Annotated in this window: 13 protein-coding genes; 8 read left to right on the top strand and 5 right to left on the bottom strand. The window is 65.9% G+C overall.

Annotated elements, in window-relative coordinates:
- Entirely contained in the window at positions 1-639 is a 639-nt protein-coding gene (locus J2R76_RS22320; RefSeq protein WP_168857883.1) for a DUF1007 family protein, read from the top strand.
- Complete coding sequence (locus tag J2R76_RS22315) at positions 636-1,751, top strand: nickel/cobalt transporter (RefSeq protein WP_253624951.1); 1,116 nt, start codon at positions 636-638, stop codon at positions 1,749-1,751. Before J2R76_RS22320 ends, J2R76_RS22315 begins: the two co-directional genes overlap by 4 nt.
- Before the next feature lie 168 nt (positions 1,752-1,919).
- On the opposite strand, the gene J2R76_RS22310 is transcribed toward J2R76_RS22315, so the two are convergent.
- Complete coding sequence (locus J2R76_RS22310; protein ID WP_016842609.1) at positions 1,920-2,318, bottom strand: MAPEG family protein; 399 nt, start codon at positions 2,316-2,318, stop codon at positions 1,920-1,922.
- A gap of 114 nt (positions 2,319-2,432) precedes the next feature.
- On the opposite strand from J2R76_RS22310, the gene hemH reads away from it, so the two are divergent.
- The 3 genes from hemH (at position 2,433) to J2R76_RS22295 (ending at position 5,160) form a co-directional block, all read left to right on the top strand.
- Positions 2,433-3,470, top strand: a complete 1,038-nt coding sequence (gene hemH / locus J2R76_RS22305) for a ferrochelatase (RefSeq protein ID WP_253624950.1) — start codon at positions 2,433-2,435, stop codon at positions 3,468-3,470.
- A gap of 197 nt (positions 3,471-3,667) precedes the next feature.
- Positions 3,668-4,672, top strand: a complete 1,005-nt coding sequence (locus J2R76_RS22300) for an SPFH domain-containing protein (RefSeq protein WP_076827695.1) — start codon at positions 3,668-3,670, stop codon at positions 4,670-4,672.
- Between the two features lie 41 nt (positions 4,673-4,713).
- A complete protein-coding gene (locus J2R76_RS22295; RefSeq protein ID WP_057016243.1) occupies positions 4,714-5,160 on the top strand; it encodes an NfeD family protein in 447 nt (148 codons plus the stop codon).
- Positions 5,161-5,349: 189 nt separating this feature from the next.
- Here J2R76_RS22295 and J2R76_RS22290 read toward each other — a convergent pair whose 3' ends face one another.
- Positions 5,350-5,685 carry a helix-turn-helix domain-containing protein gene (locus tag J2R76_RS22290; RefSeq protein ID WP_168857872.1) on the bottom strand — a complete coding sequence of 112 codons (336 nt, stop codon included), beginning with the start codon at positions 5,683-5,685 and terminating at the stop codon, positions 5,350-5,352.
- Positions 5,686-5,772: 87 nt separating this feature from the next.
- Between J2R76_RS22290 and J2R76_RS22285 the strand changes: the two genes are divergently transcribed.
- A complete protein-coding gene (locus tag J2R76_RS22285; protein WP_253624949.1) occupies positions 5,773-6,312 on the top strand; it encodes a carboxymuconolactone decarboxylase family protein in 540 nt (179 codons plus the stop codon).
- 100 nt (positions 6,313-6,412) lie between these two features.
- On the opposite strand, the gene J2R76_RS22280 is transcribed toward J2R76_RS22285, so the two are convergent.
- Entirely contained in the window at positions 6,413-7,420 is a 1,008-nt protein-coding gene (locus J2R76_RS22280) for an SIS domain-containing protein (protein ID WP_253624948.1), read from the bottom strand.
- Between the two features lie 245 nt (positions 7,421-7,665).
- Here J2R76_RS22280 and J2R76_RS22275 point away from each other — a divergent pair, with 245 nt between their 5' ends.
- Positions 7,666-9,369 carry an outer membrane beta-barrel protein gene (locus tag J2R76_RS22275; RefSeq protein ID WP_256521236.1) on the top strand — a complete coding sequence of 568 codons (1,704 nt, stop codon included), beginning with the start codon at positions 7,666-7,668 and terminating at the stop codon, positions 9,367-9,369.
- Positions 9,370-9,545: 176 nt separating this feature from the next.
- Here J2R76_RS22275 and J2R76_RS22270 read toward each other — a convergent pair whose 3' ends face one another.
- Both J2R76_RS22270 and gltB read right to left on the bottom strand, forming a co-directional pair.
- Entirely contained in the window at positions 9,546-11,003 is a 1,458-nt protein-coding gene (locus J2R76_RS22270; RefSeq protein ID WP_168857876.1) for a glutamate synthase subunit beta, read from the bottom strand.
- Positions 11,004-11,139: 136 nt separating this feature from the next.
- On the bottom strand, positions 11,140-15,876 hold the full coding sequence (gltB, locus tag J2R76_RS22265) for a glutamate synthase large subunit (protein ID WP_057016248.1): 4,737 nt from the start codon (positions 15,874-15,876) through the stop codon (positions 11,140-11,142).
- Between the two features lie 470 nt (positions 15,877-16,346).
- On the opposite strand from gltB, the gene J2R76_RS22260 reads away from it, so the two are divergent.
- The gene (locus J2R76_RS22260) at positions 16,347-17,180 is read left to right on the top strand and encodes a hypothetical protein (RefSeq protein ID WP_253624946.1); all 834 of its coding nucleotides are present in this window, start codon (positions 16,347-16,349) and stop codon (positions 17,178-17,180) included.
- Positions 17,181-17,260 lie beyond the last annotated feature (80 nt).

Here is a 17,260-nt window from a genome sequence, read left to right as displayed (position 1 = left end):
TTGAACCGGCTGATCGGCTGGCTCGTGGTCGCGGTGTCCGTCGTGCTCGGCACGGCGGCCGCCGAGGCTCATCCGCATGTCTGGATCGTCGCCAGGAGCGAGCTGATCTACGCGCCCGACGGCACCATCACGGGGGTCCGGCACGCCTGGACGTTTGACGACATGTTCTCGACCTACGCGCTGCAGGGCATCGAGACCAAGGTGAAGGGCGCCTACAGCCGCGAGGAGCTGGCGCCGCTGGCGCAGACCAATGTCGAATCGCTGAAGGAATACGCCTACTTCACCTTCGCCAAGGGCGACGGCAAGAAGCAGAAGTTCACCGAGCCGGTCGACTATTTCCTCGAATACAAGGATTCGGCGCTGACGCTGCACTTCACCTTGCCGGTGAAGACGCCGTTCAAGGCCAGGCAGCTCTCGCTCGAAGTGTTCGACCCGACCTATTTCATCGACTTCCAGTATGCCGAGAAGGAGCCGGTCAAGCTGGTCGGCGCCGCGGCGAACTGCAAGATGCAGTTCGAGCGGCCGAATAGCGACGGCACCGCCGCCGCGCAGAAGCTCGGCGAGCAGACCTTTCTCGACGGCGGCAACGGCAATTTCGGCATGATGTTCGCCAACAAGGTCTCGGTGGAGTGCCCATGACGCCGATCGTCTCGCGCATGACGCGCGGCCTCGCCGTGGCCGCGGCCGTACTGACGGCGTTTGCGCTGCTCGATGGCGCCGTTCATGCGCTGCTGGCACAGAATCCGTTCGGCGCGCCGCGCGCGGCGGAGCCGCAGGGCGGGTTGGTCGGTTGGCTATTGGCGAAACAGTCGGAGTTTTACCGTGAGATCTCCCAGACCATCCGCGCCGCGAAATCCGACGGTTCGGCGGTCTGGACCCTGCTTGCGATCTCCTTTGCCTACGGGATTTTCCATGCCGCCGGCCCCGGCCACGGCAAGGCGGTGATCTCGTCCTACATGGTCGCCAATCGCGAGACCGCGCGGCGCGGCATCGCGCTGTCGTTCGCCTCAGCGCTGATGCAGTCGGTGGTCGCCGTTCTCATCGTGGGCATCTGTGCCTGGCTGCTCAACGCGACCGCGAAGACCATGTGCGGGGCGGAGAAGGCGATCGAGATCGCAAGCTACGCGCTGATCGCGGCGTTTGGCGCCCGGCTGGTCTGGGTCAAGGGCGGCAGCTTCTTCCGCGCCCTGCAGGCGCCGCGGCCGGCGCTGGCGATGGCCGGCGCGCATCATCACGACCACCATGATCACGATCACCACGACCACCGCCATGATCACCATCACCGTCACGCGCATGACGATCACGGGCATCATCATGATCACGGTCACGATCACGGGCATGACGCGCAGCACGTCCATGACGAGCATTGCGGCCATTCGCACGGGCCGACGCCGGCCGAGCTCGCCGGTCCTGGCGGCTGGCGGCGGGGGCTCGGCGCGATCCTCACGGTCGGGATCCGGCCCTGCTCGGGCGCGATCCTGGTGCTGGTGTTCGCGCTGGCGCAGGGCCTGTTCTGGGCCGGCATTGCCGCGACCTTCGTGATGGGGCTCGGCACCGCCATCACGGTGGCGGCGATCGCGCTGGTCGCGGTGTCGGCGCGCGGCGTGGCGGAGCGGCTGAGCGCGGCGCGCGACGGCGGCGGCATGGTCATCATGCGCGGCCTGGAGTTCGCCGCCGCGGGCCTTGTGCTGCTGTTCGGGCTCGGGCTGCTGTTCGGCTACATCGCGGCCGAGCGCGCGACGTGCCTTTGAAGTCACCTCGCCCCGCTTGCGTCCGCTTGCGGGGAGAGGTCGAAATTCGCGTGCGCGAATTTCGGGTGAGGGGGAGTCTCCGCACGCTCGCTTCCATCGAATTTGCGGAGACGGTCCCTCACCCCAGCCCTCTCCCCGTAAGAACGGGGAGAGGGAGAAGAAACAGGCTCAACTCGTCAGATAGCCCCTGATCGCCGGCAGCAGGAAGATCGCGATGTTGATCGCGAAACCGATGCTCCAGAGGATCGAGCGCAGCGTCGGGCGATTGCCAATATAGGTGAAGACGTAGGCGATCCGCACGATCAGGAACAGCACGGCGAGCTCGTCGATCAGTCGCAGCGGGCCGACGCGGAATTCGGCGAGCAGCACGGCGAAGGCGAAGAACGGGAAGGCCTCGATGCCGTTCTGGTGCGCGCCGAGCGCCCGCGAGCGGATCGGGTCGTCGTAGAAGTCGGGATCGCGCGGCCTGGCATTGTCGAAGCTGCGGAAGCCGGTCCACTTCACCGACACGATCGTCAGCAGCGAGAGCATCAGCGTCCCGAAGACGCACCATTCGGCGATCGTCATGGTTCCCCCTTATTCCGCAGGGGAACGTAGCCAACCCGCACTCGGCTTGACAAGGTTGGAGCAACGCGCGAAGCCCAAAGCTCCCAGGCGAAGGATATCAAGCGCAAGGCCATCATGAGCACGGTGATCCCCTTCGAGAGCGCGAAGTCTGCCGCGGCGCCGAAGCCGGAACGCGTCGGCGTGCTGCTGGTCAATCTCGGCACGCCCGATACGGCGGATGCCGCCGGCGTGCGGGTCTATCTCAAGGAATTTCTGTCCGATCCGCGGGTGATCGAGGATCAGGGCCTGCTCTGGAAGCTGATCCTCAACGGCATCATCCTGCGGGTCCGTCCGGCCCGCAAGGCGCGCGACTATCTGAAGATCTGGAACACCGAGAAGAACGAGTCGCCGCTGAAGACCATCACGCGCTCGCAGGCCGACAAGCTGGCGGAGGCGATCGCCGATCACGACCACGTCGTGGTCGACTGGGCGATGCGCTACGGCAACCCCTCGATCAAGCAGCGCATCGAGGCGCTGGCGGCGCAGGGCTGCGGCCGGCTGCTGGTGGTGCCGCTCTATCCGCAATATTCCGCCGCGACGTCGGCGACGGTCTGCGATGAGGCGTTTCGCGTGCTGGCCGGCATGCGCGCGCAGCCGATCCTGCGGGTGACGCCGCCTTACTACGACGATCCCGACTACATCGAGGCGCTTGCGGTCTCGATCAATGCGCACCTCGCGACATTGCCGTTCCACCCCGAGATCATCGTCGCGTCGTTCCACGGCATGCCGAAGGAGTATGTCGACAAGGGCGATCCGTATCAGGCGCAATGCATCGCCACGACCAATGCGCTGCGCAAGCGGCTCGGGCTCGATGCCGACAAGCTGATCCTCACCTTCCAGTCACGCTTCGGCAAGGCCGAGTGGCTGCAGCCCTATACCGACAAGACGGTCGAGAAGCTGGCCAGGGACGGCGTGCGGCGCATTGCCGTGGTCACGCCCGGCTTCTCCGCCGATTGCCTGGAGACCCTAGAGGAGATCGCGCAGGAGAATGCCGAGATCTTCCGGCACAATGGCGGCGAGCAGTTTGCGGCAATCCCCTGCCTCAACGACAGCGACGGCGGCATGGACGTGATCCGCCAGCTCGTGCTGCGCGAGCTGCAAGGTTGGATCTAACAAGGCTGAATTTAACAAGGCTGGATCTGATTGTTAACGATCCGTGACACCGGGCACGGGCATTCGTTGGCATCTGGTCATCCGACAGCAGCTTCCTATGTGCTAGGGAGAACAACAGCCGGCTGAACCGGCGGAGCGGTCCTGCCGACCAATGCACGCCGTGACTGGCGACGGTCTCGCCGGCCCTGGAGGACTTTATGACTGGCTTCGACGTTTTCGCGATCGCGTTTGTTCTTCTCGTCATCGTTACGCTGTTCGCCGGGATCAAGACCGTTCCGCAGGGTTTTGACTGGACCATCGAGCGGTTCGGCAAATACACCCGCACGCTGTCGCCCGGCCTCAATCTGATCGTGCCCTATTTCGATCGCATCGGGCGCAAGATCAACATGATGGAGCAGGTGATCGACATCCCCGAGCAGGAGGTGATCACCAAGGACAACGCCACCGTGACGGTGGACGGTGTCGCGTTCTACCAGGTGTTCGATGCCGCCAAGGCGAGCTACGAGGTCGCCAATCTCAACCAGGCGATCACCGTCCTGACCATGACCAATATCCGCTCGGTGATGGGCTCGATGGATCTCGATCAGGTGCTGTCGCATCGCGACGAGATCAACGAGCGGCTGCTGCGCGTGGTCGACGCCGCGGTGTCGCCGTGGGGCGTCAAGGTCAACCGCATCGAGATCAAGGACATCGTGCCGCCGGCCGACCTCGTCGAGGCGATGGGCCGGCAGATGAAGGCCGAGCGCGTCAAGCGCGCCGACATTTTGCAGGCCGAGGGCCAGCGGCAATCCGAAATCCTGCGCGCCGAGGGCGCCAAGCAGGGTCAGATCCTGCAGGCCGAGGGCCGCCGCGAGGCCGCCTTCCGCGACGCCGAGGCGCGCGAACGGCTTGCCGAGGCCGAGGCCAAGGCGACCCAGATGGTGTCGGAATCGATCGCCAAGGGCGACGTCGCCGCGCTGAACTATTTCATCGCCGACAAGTATATCAAGGCGTTCGGCCAGCTCGCGGAATCGCCGAACCAGAAGGTCCTCATGCTGCCGATCGAGACCTCGAGTGTGCTCGGCTCTCTGGCTGGCATCGGCGAGATCGCCCGCGCCACCTTCGGCGAGAGCGCGGCGTCCGCTACGGCCGCAGCACGGCGCGGCGGTTCGGTGCCGCCGGCCGGCCCGACGGCGCCGCCTCCGGTGCCGCCGCAGCGGTGAGGGCGTGACGGCGTCGCGCCCGCAATGGTAGAGGTCACGTCATGGCCGAGATGTTTTCGACATTGGGTACCTGGAACTGGCTGATCTTCGGCTTCATCCTGATGGCGCTGGAGCTTGTGGCGCCCGGGGTGTTCCTGTTCTGGCTCGGGCTCGCGGCACTGCTGGTCGGCCTGCTGTCGTTCGCCTTCACGCCGTCCTGGCAGATACAGCTCTTGATGTTCGCAGTGTTTGCCGCCCTGGCGGTGCCGGCATGGCGGCATTTCGCGAAGGGCGCGACGGCGGCAAGCAAGACCAATCCCTTCCTCAACCGCCGCAACGAAGCCCTGGTCGGCCGCGAATTCACGCTGGAGAAGCCGATCGTTGACGGTTCAGGCACGGTGCGGATCGACGATACGGTGTGGCGCGTCGCCGGCCCCGATGCGCCGGCCGGCAGCCGGGTGAAGGTCGTCCGCGCCGACGGCGCCAGCCTGACGGTGGCGATCGCTTAGTCTGGCCTGAGCCATCGACGACGACTCGGCCCCGAGCGTCGGATGCTGCTTCGGGCGAGTAATCCGTAGCCCGGGTGAGCCAACGGGTCGCGCGCATGCGCGCCCGATGACAGGCTCCGCGATACCCGGGGAAACCGGTCCCGCATGTCGCTCCGCTCATGCGGGCTACACACTGACGGCCGCCGAGGTCTAGCTGCCGCCCTGCTTGCTCCAGCGCTCGGCGAAGCGGTTGAGCGGCGTGAATGTCGCAAATAGCTCGCGGCCGAGCGCGGTGAGGCCGTAACCATCCTCCGTCAGCTCGACGAAGCCGGCCTCGCGCAGCTCCGTCAATCGCGTCTGCAGGATCGTCGGCGAGGCCTCGTCGCAGGCCGTGCGCAGCGCGCGCGAGGTCAGCGCGCCCTCGCGCAGCTCCCAGATGATGCGCAAGGTCCAGCGCCGTCCCAATAGATCGAGCAGCGCCATGATCGGGCGGCCGGTCCGCGAGCCGCGGACGCCGGGTCTTGTGACTGGGCCCTGCTTCGGCATGTCGCGAATTCCTTTCGAATTCCTCTTGCGAATCGCTACAGATATTGTAGCATGTCGCTACATTAAATGTAGCAACGGGATCAGCCCATGTCACGCCTCGCGCCGCTCGATCCGCCCTATCCGGTGGACGTTCAACAGCATTTCGATCGCATCATGCGCGGCAAGCCACCGCTGGTACTGTTCCGCGTGATGGCCGGCCATCCGCGCGCCTGGGAGAAGTTTCGCGGCGGCAGCTTATTGGACCGCGGGCCGCTTCCCTTGCGGGCGCGGGAGATCGTGATCGACCGCACCTGTGCGCTCAATGCCTGCGAATATGAATGGGGCGTCCACGTCACGGCGTTCGGCGCGGCCGCCGAACTGACGGAGCAGCAGGTCCACGCCACCGTGCGCGGTGCGGCCGATGCCGGCTGCTGGTCGCAGGCCGAACAGGCAATGATCGCGGCAGTCGACGCGCTGCATGTCCGCGCGACGCTGGATGACGCGGAATTCGCGGCGCTGTTGGCGCATTACGATGAGGACCAGATCCTGGAGATCATCCTCTTGTGCGGCTTCTACCGCACGGTCTCCTACCTCGGCAACGCGCTGGCCCTGCCGCTGGAGGAAACCGCGGCAAGATTTCCAGCATAGTTGTCATTGCGAGGAGCAAAGCGACGAAGCAATCCATGTCTCCGCGCGAGGAGAGATGGATTGCTTCGCTTCGCTCGCAATGACGGAAGAAAGCGCGGCTCTACGCCACGCCCGCCCGCAGCAGATCGTGCAGATGGATGATGCCGACCGGCTTCTTCGCATCGGTCACGATCAGCGTCGTGATCTTCGAGGCGTTGAGCAGTTCCAGCACTTCGCCGGCCAGCGTGTCGCGGCTGATCGTCTTCGGCGTCCTCGTCATGACCTCGTCGACCGACAGCGTCAAAAGGTCGGGGCGCATCTGCCGGCGCAGATCGCCGTCGGTGACGATGCCGACGAGATGGCCGTGGCGGTCGACGATGCCGACGCAGCCAAAACCCTTGGAGGTCATCTCGACCAGCGCATCCGACATCTTGGTGCCGAGCGGCTTCAGCGGCAGCGCGTCGCCGCCATGCATCAGGTCGCGGGCATATTTCAGGAGCGCGCCGAGCTTGCCGCCCGGATGCAGCACGCTGAAATCGGTCGAGGTGAAGCCGCGGCCCTCGAGCAGCGCGATCGCCAGCGCATCGCCGAGCGCCAGCATCATCAGCGAGGACGTGGTCGGCGCCAGATTGTGCGGGCAGGCCTCGCGGGCCTTCGGCAGCGTCAGCTGCACGTCGGCGGCCTTGCTCAGCGTCGAGTCCTTGTCGGCCGTCATCGCGATCAGCGGAATGCCGAAGCGGGCGGCATAGGCGATCAGGTTGCGCATCTCCGGCTGCTCGCCGGACCATGACAGCGCCAGGATCACGTCATCGATCGTGATCATGCCGAGATCGCCATGACTCGCTTCGGCGGCGTGCACGAAGAACGCCGGCGTGCCGGTCGAGGCAAAGGTCGCGGCGATCTTGCGCCCGATATGGCCGGACTTGCCGAGCCCGGTGACGATCAGCCGTCCCTTGGCATTGCCGATCAACTCGGACGCGGCGGCGAACGGCGCGCCGAGGTCGGACTTCAGTGCCGCGGAGAGGGCTGCGACGCCGCTTGCTTCGGCATCAAGGGTGCGGAGCGCCGATTGAGCGGCGCCGTCATCGGGGCCGGATGATTTGGTCATCAGCGGTTTCGGTTTGGCCATTTAGGATTCCAAGGGAGGGTTTTGCACCCGGGCGTCTCCCTTAGCACGTTCGATTCCGCGATGCGACGCGCGGCGGCCGATCCTCAACGGCTCATTAACCATAATTGTTTTAACTCCATTAACGACGTTTTCCGCCGCCCGGTGGAGTTCGTCCGACAAGTATGTGAATTCGTTGGAGTTTTTCCATCGTGTTGCGGCGGCCAGCAAGCGGCCAAGACCGGCGTGGACGCCTCGTCCGCGCGGTTTTGCCATGCCCTGCCGTGACCGTCCTGGCGCTGACCGTGACCACCGGGTTCGCCGCGGCCCAGACCGTGACGCCCGATCTGTTCAGCCCCAATCGCCAGAGCCAGGTGATCACGCAGGATTCGCCGCTGCGCCGGACCACGGCCGACGCCATGGATCCGCTCAACGGCCTGAGGCTGCCCGACGCCGATCGCGAACGCCGTTCCTCCTCGTCCTCATCGACATCAACATCGACGACGCGGATCGGGCAGGTCCCGACCTACGGGCTCCCCGCGGCGAACGGCGCCTCGACGTCGGGCTATGACTCGCTCAACCGCAAACGCCAGAAGCCGAAATACTACCCGGGTCAGGCCAAACCGAAGCCGCCGGCGGGACCCGGCTCGCCGCCGCCGACGCCGGTGCCATTGAACGCCACGGGGCAGCTGCGGCTGTCGATCCCGCCCTCGGAGACCGCCAACAAGACGCCGCTGCCGCCGGCGATGGCCGGCACCATCGTCGGCCAGCCGCCGCGCAAGCGGCTCAAGATCGACGACGATCCGTTCGGCGCGGTCGGCGACTACGCCGGCTCGTTCATGGTCAAGACCGCGGTCGAGGCGATGGCCGGCTACGACACCAATCCGGGCCGGCTCTACTCGCCGCAGGGCAGGGCGTTCTACATGGTCGCGCCGGAATTCCTCGCGGTCTCCGACTGGGAGCGTCACGCCGTCGTCGCCGATTTGCGCGGCTCCTTCAACGGCTATGGCTCCGGGCTGACGCCGAACGCCGACGGCACGCCGCTGTCGGCGCCGCTCGACATCGACCGTCCGAACTTCACCGGCCATATCGACGGCCGTCTCGACGTCACCAAGGACACGCATCTGCTGGGGCAGGCCCGCCTGCTGGTCTCGACCGACAATCCCGGCAGCCCGAACGTGCAGGCCGGCCTCGCCAGATATCCGATCTACACCACGGTCGGCGGCACCTTCGGCATCGACCAGCATTTCAACCGCATGCAGGTTTCGCTCGGCGGCACCGTCGACCGCACCGACTACCAATGGTCGAAGCTCACCGACGGCACCTCTTCGTCGAACGACGACCGCAACTTCACCCAATACGGTGGCGTCGGCCGCGTCAGCTATGAGCTCAATCCGGCCGTGAAGCCCTTTGTCGAAGTCGAGGGCGACAGCCGCTTCCACGATCTCTATCTCGACCGCAACGGTTACGCGCGCAATTCGTCGGGCGGTTACGCGAAGGTCGGTACGTCGTTTGAGTTCACCCGGCTGTTGTTCGGTGAGATCTCGATCGGCTATGCCATGCGCGACTATGTCGACCCGCGGCTTAGCCGACTCGAAGGCCTGCTCACAACGGCCTCGCTGACCTGGACCGCGACGCCGCTGACCACGGCAAAGTTCTATTCCGACACCCAGATCGGCGAGACCACGCTGCCCGGCACCTCGGGCGTGCTGTCACGCACCTACACCGTCGAGGTCGATCACGACTTCCGCCGCTGGCTGACCGGCATCGGCAAGTTCACCTACGGCACGCTCGATTACCAGGGCGATAACCGCACCGACAAGATCTACGCGTTGTCGGGCGACCTGATCTACAAGCTGAGCCGCAGCCTATGGATCAAGGGCACGCTGAGCCGGAACTGGCTGGATTCCAATCAGCCGGGACAGAGCTCGGCGTCGACGGTGGTGATGCTCGGCGTGCGGGTGCAGAATTAGCGGTGAGGATGCGCGAGTCGCATCTCAAATGAGGTGTCGTGCTCCGCGAACGCGGGGCACCCAGTACGCCGCGGCCTGTCCGTTCAAGCCTTGACGTCTCTGGAATACTGGATCGCCCGCTTTCGCGGGCGATGACAGTTCAGTGTGTGGGTGCAGTGGCGTGGCGGTTGACGCGCTTACCCCGGCAGATCGGTCTTCCCCATCAGGAAGGTGTCGATCGAGCGCGCGCACAGGCGGCCTTCGCGGATCGCCCAGACCACCAGCGACTGGCCGCGGCGCATGTCGCCGGCTGAGAAGATCTTCGCGCGCGAGGTCTGGTAGTCGTGCAGAGAGGCGCGGACGTTGCCTCGCTGATCGAGCTCGACGCCCAGCGTCTTGAGCAGCCCTTCGTGCACCGGATGGACGAAGCCCATCGCCAGCAGCACGAGCTCGGCGTCGAGCGTGAACTCGGTGCCGGGCAGCGGCTTGAACTTATCGTCGACCTTGACGCAATGCAGCTTCGTCACCTTGCCGTCGACGCCTTCGAACTTGGTCGTCAGCACGGCGAATTCGCGCACCGCGCCTTCGGCCTGGCTCGACGACGTGCGCATCTTCAGCGGCCAGTTCGGCCAGGTCACGCCCTTGTTCTCGTGCTCGGGCGGCGCCGGCATGATCTCGAGCTGGGTCACCGACTTTGCGCCTTGCCGGAAGGAGGTGCCGATGCAGTCCGAGCCGGTATCGCCGCCGCCGATCACGACGACATGCTTGCCGCCGGCGAGGATGTCGGCGGCACCGTTCAGCGGCTCGCCGGAGACGCGGCGGTTCTGCTGCGGCAGGAAGTCCATCGCGAAGTGGATGCCGGAAAGCTCGCGGCCGGGAATCGGCAGGTCGCGCGGAGCTTCCGCGCCGCCGGTCAGCGCCACGGCGTCATACTGCTTGGCGAGCTCTTGCGGATCGATCGCACCGGGCGTCGAGCCGCCCACGGCCTTGCCGTAGTGGAAGGTGACGCCCTCGGCTTCCATCTGCGCCACGCGGCGATCGATGATGCCCTTCTCCATCTTGAAGTCGGGAATGCCGTAGCGCAGCAGGCCGCCGGCCTTGGCGAACTTCTCGTAGACATGCACCTCGTGGCCGGCGCGCGCGAGCTGCTGCGCGGCGGCCATGCCGGCGGGACCCGAGCCGATCACGGCGACCTTCTTGCCAGTCTTAACGGCAGCGATCTCCGGCTTCAGCCAGCCATTGTCCCAGGCGCGGTCGACGATCGCGCATTCGATGGTCTTGATGGTGACTGGGTTGTCGTCGATGTTGAGCGTGCAGGACGCCTCGCACGGCGCCGGGCAGATGCGGCCGGTGAATTCGGGGAAATTGTTGGTCGAGTGCAGGTTGCGCGAGGCTTCTTCCCAGTTGCCCTGATAGACGAGATCGTTGAAATCGGGGATCTGGTTGTTGACCGGGCAGCCCGGCGTGCCCGGCGCGGTCGAGCCGGTGCCGTGGCAATAGGGGATGCCGCAATTCATGCAGCGCGCAGCCTGGTCGCGCGTGTCCTTCTCGCTCAGCGGAATGACGAATTCCCTGAAGTTCTTGAGTCGATCGGCGACCGGCTCGTACTTGCGGTCATGCCGCTCGATCTCGAGAAAACCTGTGATCTTACCCATTGAAACCCGATGCCCCTGCATCTCAGTTGTTCCGTCATTCCGGGCTGCGCCGAAGGCGCAGACCCGGAACCTTGAAGTTGCCTTGCGAGATTCCGGGTTCGCGCCTTGCGCGCCCCGGAATGACGCGTGATGAACCCTACGCGCCGATCGCGATCTTCGGCTCGGCGTCGGCGTTCGCCTTCATTTCCTTCAGCGCGCGGCGGTACTCCACCGGCATCACCTTGCGGAATTTCGGCAGCCAGCTCTTCCAGTCGGCGAGGATCTCCGCCGCCTTCTTCGAACCCGTCAGCTTGGCGTGACGCGTGATCAGGACGTGCAGCCGCTCCACGTCGGAGTCGAGCAGGTTCTGGAACACGTCGACCCGGCCATGCGCCTCGAGATCGCCGGAGTGGTGGTAGGTGTCGGCGTTGATCATCTCCTCCGACAGCACCGGCTCGAGTTCGACCATCGAAAGATTGCACAGCTTGTCGAAGTCGCCGGCCTCGTCCAGCACATAGGCGATGCCGCCGGACATGCCGGCCGCGAAGTTGCGTCCGGTCTTGCCGAGCACCACGACGATGCCGCCGGTCATGTATTCGCAGCAATGATCGCCGGCGCCCTCGACGACCGCGACCGCGCCGGAGTTGCGCACCGCGAAGCGCTCGCCGGCGATGCCGCGGAAGTAGCACTCGCCCGCGATCGCGCCGTACATCACGGTGTTGCCGACGATGATCGACTCTTCCGGCACGATGCCGGAGATCTTCGGCGGCTTGACGATGATGCAGCCGCCCGAGAGGCCCTTGCCGACATAGTCGTTGCCTTCACCCTCGAGCTCGAAGGTGACGCCCTTGGCGAGCCAGGCGCCGAACGCCTGTCCCGCCGTGCCCTTCAGGCCGACATGGATGGTGTCGAGCGGCAGGCCGGCATGGCCGTAGATCTTGGCCACCGCGCCCGACAGCATCGCGCCGGCGGAACGGTCGGTGTTGTTGATCTCTTCCTCGATCTTGACCGGGGCGCCGCGATCGAGCGCGGCCTGCGCCTTCTCGATCAGCCGGCGGTCGAGCACGGCTTCCAGATGATGGTTCTGGCTCTCCGAGTGATAGATCGTCTGGCCCTTCTCCTCCTTCTGCCGCACGAACAGCTTGGAGAAATCGAGGCCCTTGGCCTTCCAATGCGAGACCAGCGCGGTCTGGTCCAGCATCTGGACCTGGCCGACCATCTCGTCGAACGTCTTGTAGCCGAGCTGCGCCATGATCTCGCGGACTTCCTCGGCGACGAAGAAGAAGTAGTTGATGACGTGCTCGGGCTGGCCGGTGAAGCGCTTGCGCAGCACCGGATCCTGGGTCGCGACGCCGACCGGGCAGGTGTTGAGGTGGCACTTGCGCATCATGATGCAGCCCGCCGCGATCAGGGGGGCGGTGGCGAAGCCGAACTCGTCGGCCCCGAGCAGCGCGCCGATCACGACGTCACGGCCGGTGCGGAAGCCGCCATCGACCTGGACCGCGATGCGGCTGCGCAGCTGCTGGCGCACCAGCGTCTGATGGGTCTCGGCAAGACCGATCTCCCACGGCGAGCCGGCATGCTTGATCGAGGTCAGCGGCGAGGCACCGGTGCCGCCCTCGAAGCCCGCGATCGTGACATGGTCGGCGCGCGCCTTGGCGACACCGGCGGCAACCGTGCCGACGCCGACCTCGGACACCAGCTTCACCGAGACCTGGCCGTCCGGATTGACGTTCTTGAGGTCGTAGATCAGCTGGGCGAGGTCTTCGATCGAGTAGATGTCGTGATGCGGCGGCGGCGAGATCAGGCCGACGCCCGGCGTCGAATGCCGGACGCGGGCGATCGTCGCGTCGACCTTGTGGCCGGGCAACTGGCCGCCTTCGCCGGGCTTCGCGCCCTGCGCCATCTTGATCTGCATCATGTCGGAGTTGACGAGGTATTCCGTCGTCACGCCGAACCGGCCCGAGGCGACCTGCTTGATCGCCGAGCGCATGCTGTCGCCGTTGGGCATCGGCTTGAAGCGGTCGGACTCCTCGCCGCCTTCGCCGGTGTTCGACTTGCCGCCGATCCGGTTCATCGCGATCGCGAGCGTGGTGTGCGCCTCGCGCGAGATCGAGCCGAACGACATCGCGCCGGTCGAGAACCGCTTGACGATGTCCTTGGCCGGCTCGACGTCCTCGAGCTTGACCGGCTTGCGCTTGTCGTCCTCGGCGCTCTTGATCCGGAACAGGCCGCGCAGCGTCAAGAGACGCTCGGACTGCTCGTTGAGGATCTTGGCGAACGCCCGGTAGCGCTCCTGCGAATTGCCACGCACGGCATGCTGCAGCGTCGAGACCGATTCCGCGGTCCAGGCGTGGTCCTCGCCACGGGTGCGGTAGGCATATTCGCCGCCGACATCGAGCGCGCTTTTGTAGATCTGGCCGTCGCCGAACGCGTCGGTATGACGCCGCACGGTCTCCTCGGCGATTTCGCCGAGGCCGACGCCCTCGATTCGGGTGTGGGTGCCGGCGAAATACTTGGCGACGAAGTCCGCCTTCAGGCCGACCGCGTCGAAAATCTGCGCGCCGCAATAGGACTGGTAGGTCGAGATGCCCATCTTGGACATCACCTTGAGCAGGCCCTTGCCGATCGACTTGATGTAGCGCTTGACGATCTCGTAATCGTCGAGCGCGCCGGGCAGCCGGTCCTTCATCGCGAGGATGGTTTCGAACGCGAGATAGGGGTTGATCGCTTCGGCGCCGTAGCCGGCGAGGCAGGCGAAGTGATGCACCTCGCGCGGCTCACCGGATTCCACGACGAGGCCGACCGAGGTGCGCAGGCCGGTGCGGATCAGGTGATGATGCACGGCGGCGCAGGCCAGCAGCGACGGGATCGGAATCCGGTCGGTGCCGGTCATGCGGTCCGACAGGATGATGATGTTGATGCCCTCGCGCACCGCGCCCTCGGCGCGTGCGCAGAGCTCGTCGAGCACCTGCTCCATGCCCGCCGCGCCGAAGCCGGCGTGGAAGGTGGTGTCGAGCGTGCGCGACTTGAAGTGGGTCTCGGCGACGTCGGAGATCGAACGGATCTTTTCGAGATCCGCGTCGGTCAGGATCGGCTGCCGCACCTCGAGGCGCTTGGTCGAGGCGACGCCCTGCAGGTCGAACAGGTTCGGCCGCGGCCCGATGATCGAGACGAGGCTCATGACGATTTCCTCGCGGATCGGGTCGATCGGCGGGTTCGTCACCTGCGCGAAGTTCTGCTTGAAGTAGGTGAACAACTGCTTCGGCCTGTCCGACAGCGCCGAGATCGGCGTGTCGTTGCCCATCGAGCCGGCGGCTTCCTCGCCGGTGGCCGCCATCGGCGTCATCAGGATCGCGATGTCTTCCTGGCTGTAGCCGAACGCCTGCTGCCGATCGAGCAGCGGCAGGTTGGAGCGCACGCCCTTGGCCGGCGCATCCGGCAGCTCCTCGAGCTGGATCTGGGTGCGATGCAGCCAGTCGCTGTAGGGATGGCTCTTGGCGAGGTCGGCCTTGATCTCGTCGTCGGGAATCAGGCGGCCCTGCTCGAGGTCGACGAGCAGCATCTTGCCGGGTTGCAGCCGCCACTTGGTGACGATCTGGTCCTCCGGAATCTTCAGCACGCCCATTTCGGACGCCATCACGATGCGGTCGTCCTTGGTGACGAGGTAGCGCGCCGGGCGCAGGCCGTTGCGATCGAGCGTGGCGCCGATCTTGCGGCCGTCGGTGAAGGCGATTGCGGCCGGGCCGTCCCACGGCTCCATCAGCGCGGCATGATATTCGTAGAACGCGCGGCGTTGCTCATCCATCAGGGGATTGCCGGCCCACGCTTCCGGAATCATCATCATCACGGCGTGCGGCAGCGAGTAGCCGCCCTGCACCAGGAATTCGAGCGCGTTGTCGAAGCAGGCGGTGTCGCTCTGGCCTTCATAGGAGATCGGCCACAGGCGGCTGATGTCCTTGCCGTAGAGCTCCGAATGCACCGAAGCCTGCCGCGCCGCCATCCAGTTGACGTTGCCGCGCAGCGTGTTGATCTCGCCGTTATGGGCGATCATCCGGTAGGGATGCGCCAGCGACCAGGTCGGGAAGGTGTTGGTCGAGAAGCGTTGATGCACCAGCGCCAGCGCGCTGTCGAAGTCGGCCTCATGCAGGTCGGGATAGTACTTGCCGAGCTGGTCGGCGAGGAACATGCCCTTGTAGATCACGGTGCGGCACGACAGCGAGCACGGATAGTAGCCCGCCATGCCGCGGTCGCGGCGCTGATAGATCGCCTGCGAGATCGACTTGCGCAGGATGTAGAGGTGGCGCTCGAAATCGTCCTCGGTCTTGGCCGCACCATTGCGGCCGATGAAGACCTGCATGTGGTAGGGCTCGGTCGGCTTCACGGTGACGCCGAGCGATGAATTGTCACTGGGCACATCGCGCCAGCCGAGCAGCTTGAAGCCCTCGTTCTTGATCTCGTCGGCGATGATGCTCTTGATCACGTTCCGCCACGCGGCATCGCGCGGCATGAACAGCGCGCCGATGGCGTATTCGCCGGGCTGCGGCAGCTTGAAGCCGAGCTCCGCGGTCTTGCGCGCGAAGAAGGCGTGCGGGATCTGCACCAGGATGCCGGCGCCGTCACCGGCGCGCGGGTCGGCGCCGACGGCGCCGCGATGCTCGAGGTTGCACAGGATGTTTAGCGCGTCGGAGACGATCTGGTGCGACTTCTGGCCCTTGATGTTGGCGATGAAGCCGACGCCGCAGGAGTCCTTTTCCAAGCTGGGATCGTACAGGCCCTCGGCTTCGGGGCGCCAAGTATGCAACTCACGCGCGGGCTCGGCGGCTTTCGAGTCCGCGGTCGCCGACAGCGTTCCTGCCACGATGTTTTCGCGCTCGAATTCCGACCCGCTCATGTGTCCTCTCCCTTTCGTAAGGGCCCCACCGTATTTGGCGCACCTTGGACGTTGCGGCACCCACCGGGCCACCGCTCGTCCGCCGCGAGCCGCATTTTCCTAAATTCAGACGACGGGCGTTTCAACGTCCCCTGAGGGACGGCCCTGCCTGCAGCATTCTCGGAGCTCGGGGCGCCGAGGTCTCGTTGCAATCCCTATGCCGGGATGGCCTCGAAATTGAGACAGCTTTACTGTCCTAACTTAGACCTTGCCAAATTTTTGTCTATCACACAAGCGCGAGGAAGTCCTCGCCCGCATGCTCGGATCGAACGGCTCGGCGGGCATGGGGCGCCCCCGATTCGAAGCAAACACGCCGTGATCTGGCCCAAGGAGGGACCAAGGACCGCCGAATTTGAAACTGAAGTTTTGCCCCGGGCAAGCCGGCAAGAGAGCGGAAACGCTCCAGGGCGGGGCAGACAGGAGTTACGGCGATGAAGTTGTTCACAGGTTCGGTTGCTGCCGCCGCCCTCGCGCTCAGCGCAGCCTCGGCCGAGGCCCAGCTGGCGACGTCCGCCCGGATCGGCAGCCCGCTTCTGGTCAGGGTATCCGACATGGACGGGCCCTATGCCGCCATGCCCGAGGTTCCGCCGCCGCCGCGCTTTGGCCGGGTCCCGAGCCTGTTGCCGCCGGTCGAGGTCTATACCGTGCTCCGCGAGAACGGCTATCTGCCGCTTGGCGCGCCCCGACAGCGCGGGTTCGTCTACACGATCTCGGTGATCGACCAGGGCGGCGACGACGGCAGGCTGGTGATCGATGCCCGCGACGGCCACATCATCCGCTTCACGCCGGCCTCCCGGCTCGGCGACAATTACGAAGAGGAAATGAGCGCGACCGACGGTCCCGTCGGGCCGATGCCGCGGCCGATCCAGGCCCGGGTGCCGCGCCCGCCACTCCCCATCCCGCATGTCGCCAGCCGCGTGCCGGTGCCGAAGCGGAACCCGCTGGGGGCCAAAGCCCATATTCCGGCGGCTCAGGTTCCGGCGACCCAGGCTCCGGCGGCAGCCCAAGCGCCGGCGGCAGCCCAGGCTCCCGCCCCGGCGGCCCAGGTCGCCGTCCCGCAGGCGGCCACGCCGCAGCCTGCCCAGGCAGCTGCACCCGCGACGGCCGAGCAGGCCGCAGCCCCGAAGCCGGCCGAGGCCCAGGCTGCGCAGCAAGCCGTCCAGCAAGCCGAGGCTCCGACCGTCGGTCAGGGTGCGCCGCCGCCGGCGCCCGCTCCCGCGATCCTGCCGACCCAGGCAATGCCCAAGGTGCAGGGATTGGAGTAGCGGTTACCGGCAACAAAAAACGCCCCGGTTTCCCGGGGCGTTTTCGCGATCAGCCAATATCTGCTGACGCGGGGTTTGTT

Source organism: Bradyrhizobium sp. USDA 4532 (genome assembly GCF_024171315.1).
Classification (GTDB): domain Bacteria; phylum Pseudomonadota; class Alphaproteobacteria; order Rhizobiales; family Xanthobacteraceae; genus Bradyrhizobium; species Bradyrhizobium australafricanum.
The sequence above is the reverse complement of the archived record's forward strand: the minus strand, read 5'-3'. Positions and strand labels throughout refer to the sequence as shown.

Excerpts from the sequence above, each read along its gene's own strand:
- J2R76_RS22315 (WP_253624951.1), top strand. The coding sequence starts at position 636 with ATGACGCCGATCGTCTCGCGCATGACGCGCGGCCTCGCCGTGGCCGCG.
- J2R76_RS22310 (WP_016842609.1), bottom strand. The coding sequence starts at position 2,318 with ATGACGATCGCCGAATGGTGCGTCTTCGGGACGCTGATGCTCTCGCTG.
- hemH (WP_253624950.1), top strand. The coding sequence starts at position 2,433 with ATGAGCACGGTGATCCCCTTCGAGAGCGCGAAGTCTGCCGCGGCGCCG.
- J2R76_RS22300 (WP_076827695.1), top strand. The coding sequence starts at position 3,668 with ATGACTGGCTTCGACGTTTTCGCGATCGCGTTTGTTCTTCTCGTCATC.
- J2R76_RS22295 (WP_057016243.1), top strand. The coding sequence starts at position 4,714 with ATGGCCGAGATGTTTTCGACATTGGGTACCTGGAACTGGCTGATCTTC.
- J2R76_RS22290 (WP_168857872.1), bottom strand. The coding sequence starts at position 5,685 with ATGCCGAAGCAGGGCCCAGTCACAAGACCCGGCGTCCGCGGCTCGCGG.
- J2R76_RS22285 (WP_253624949.1), top strand. The coding sequence starts at position 5,773 with ATGTCACGCCTCGCGCCGCTCGATCCGCCCTATCCGGTGGACGTTCAA.
- J2R76_RS22280 (WP_253624948.1), bottom strand. The coding sequence starts at position 7,420 with ATGGCCAAACCGAAACCGCTGATGACCAAATCATCCGGCCCCGATGAC.
- J2R76_RS22270 (WP_168857876.1), bottom strand. The coding sequence starts at position 11,003 with ATGGGTAAGATCACAGGTTTTCTCGAGATCGAGCGGCATGACCGCAAG.
- gltB (WP_057016248.1), bottom strand. The coding sequence starts at position 15,876 with ATGAGCGGGTCGGAATTCGAGCGCGAAAACATCGTGGCAGGAACGCTG.
- J2R76_RS22260 (WP_253624946.1), top strand. The coding sequence starts at position 16,347 with ATGAAGTTGTTCACAGGTTCGGTTGCTGCCGCCGCCCTCGCGCTCAGC.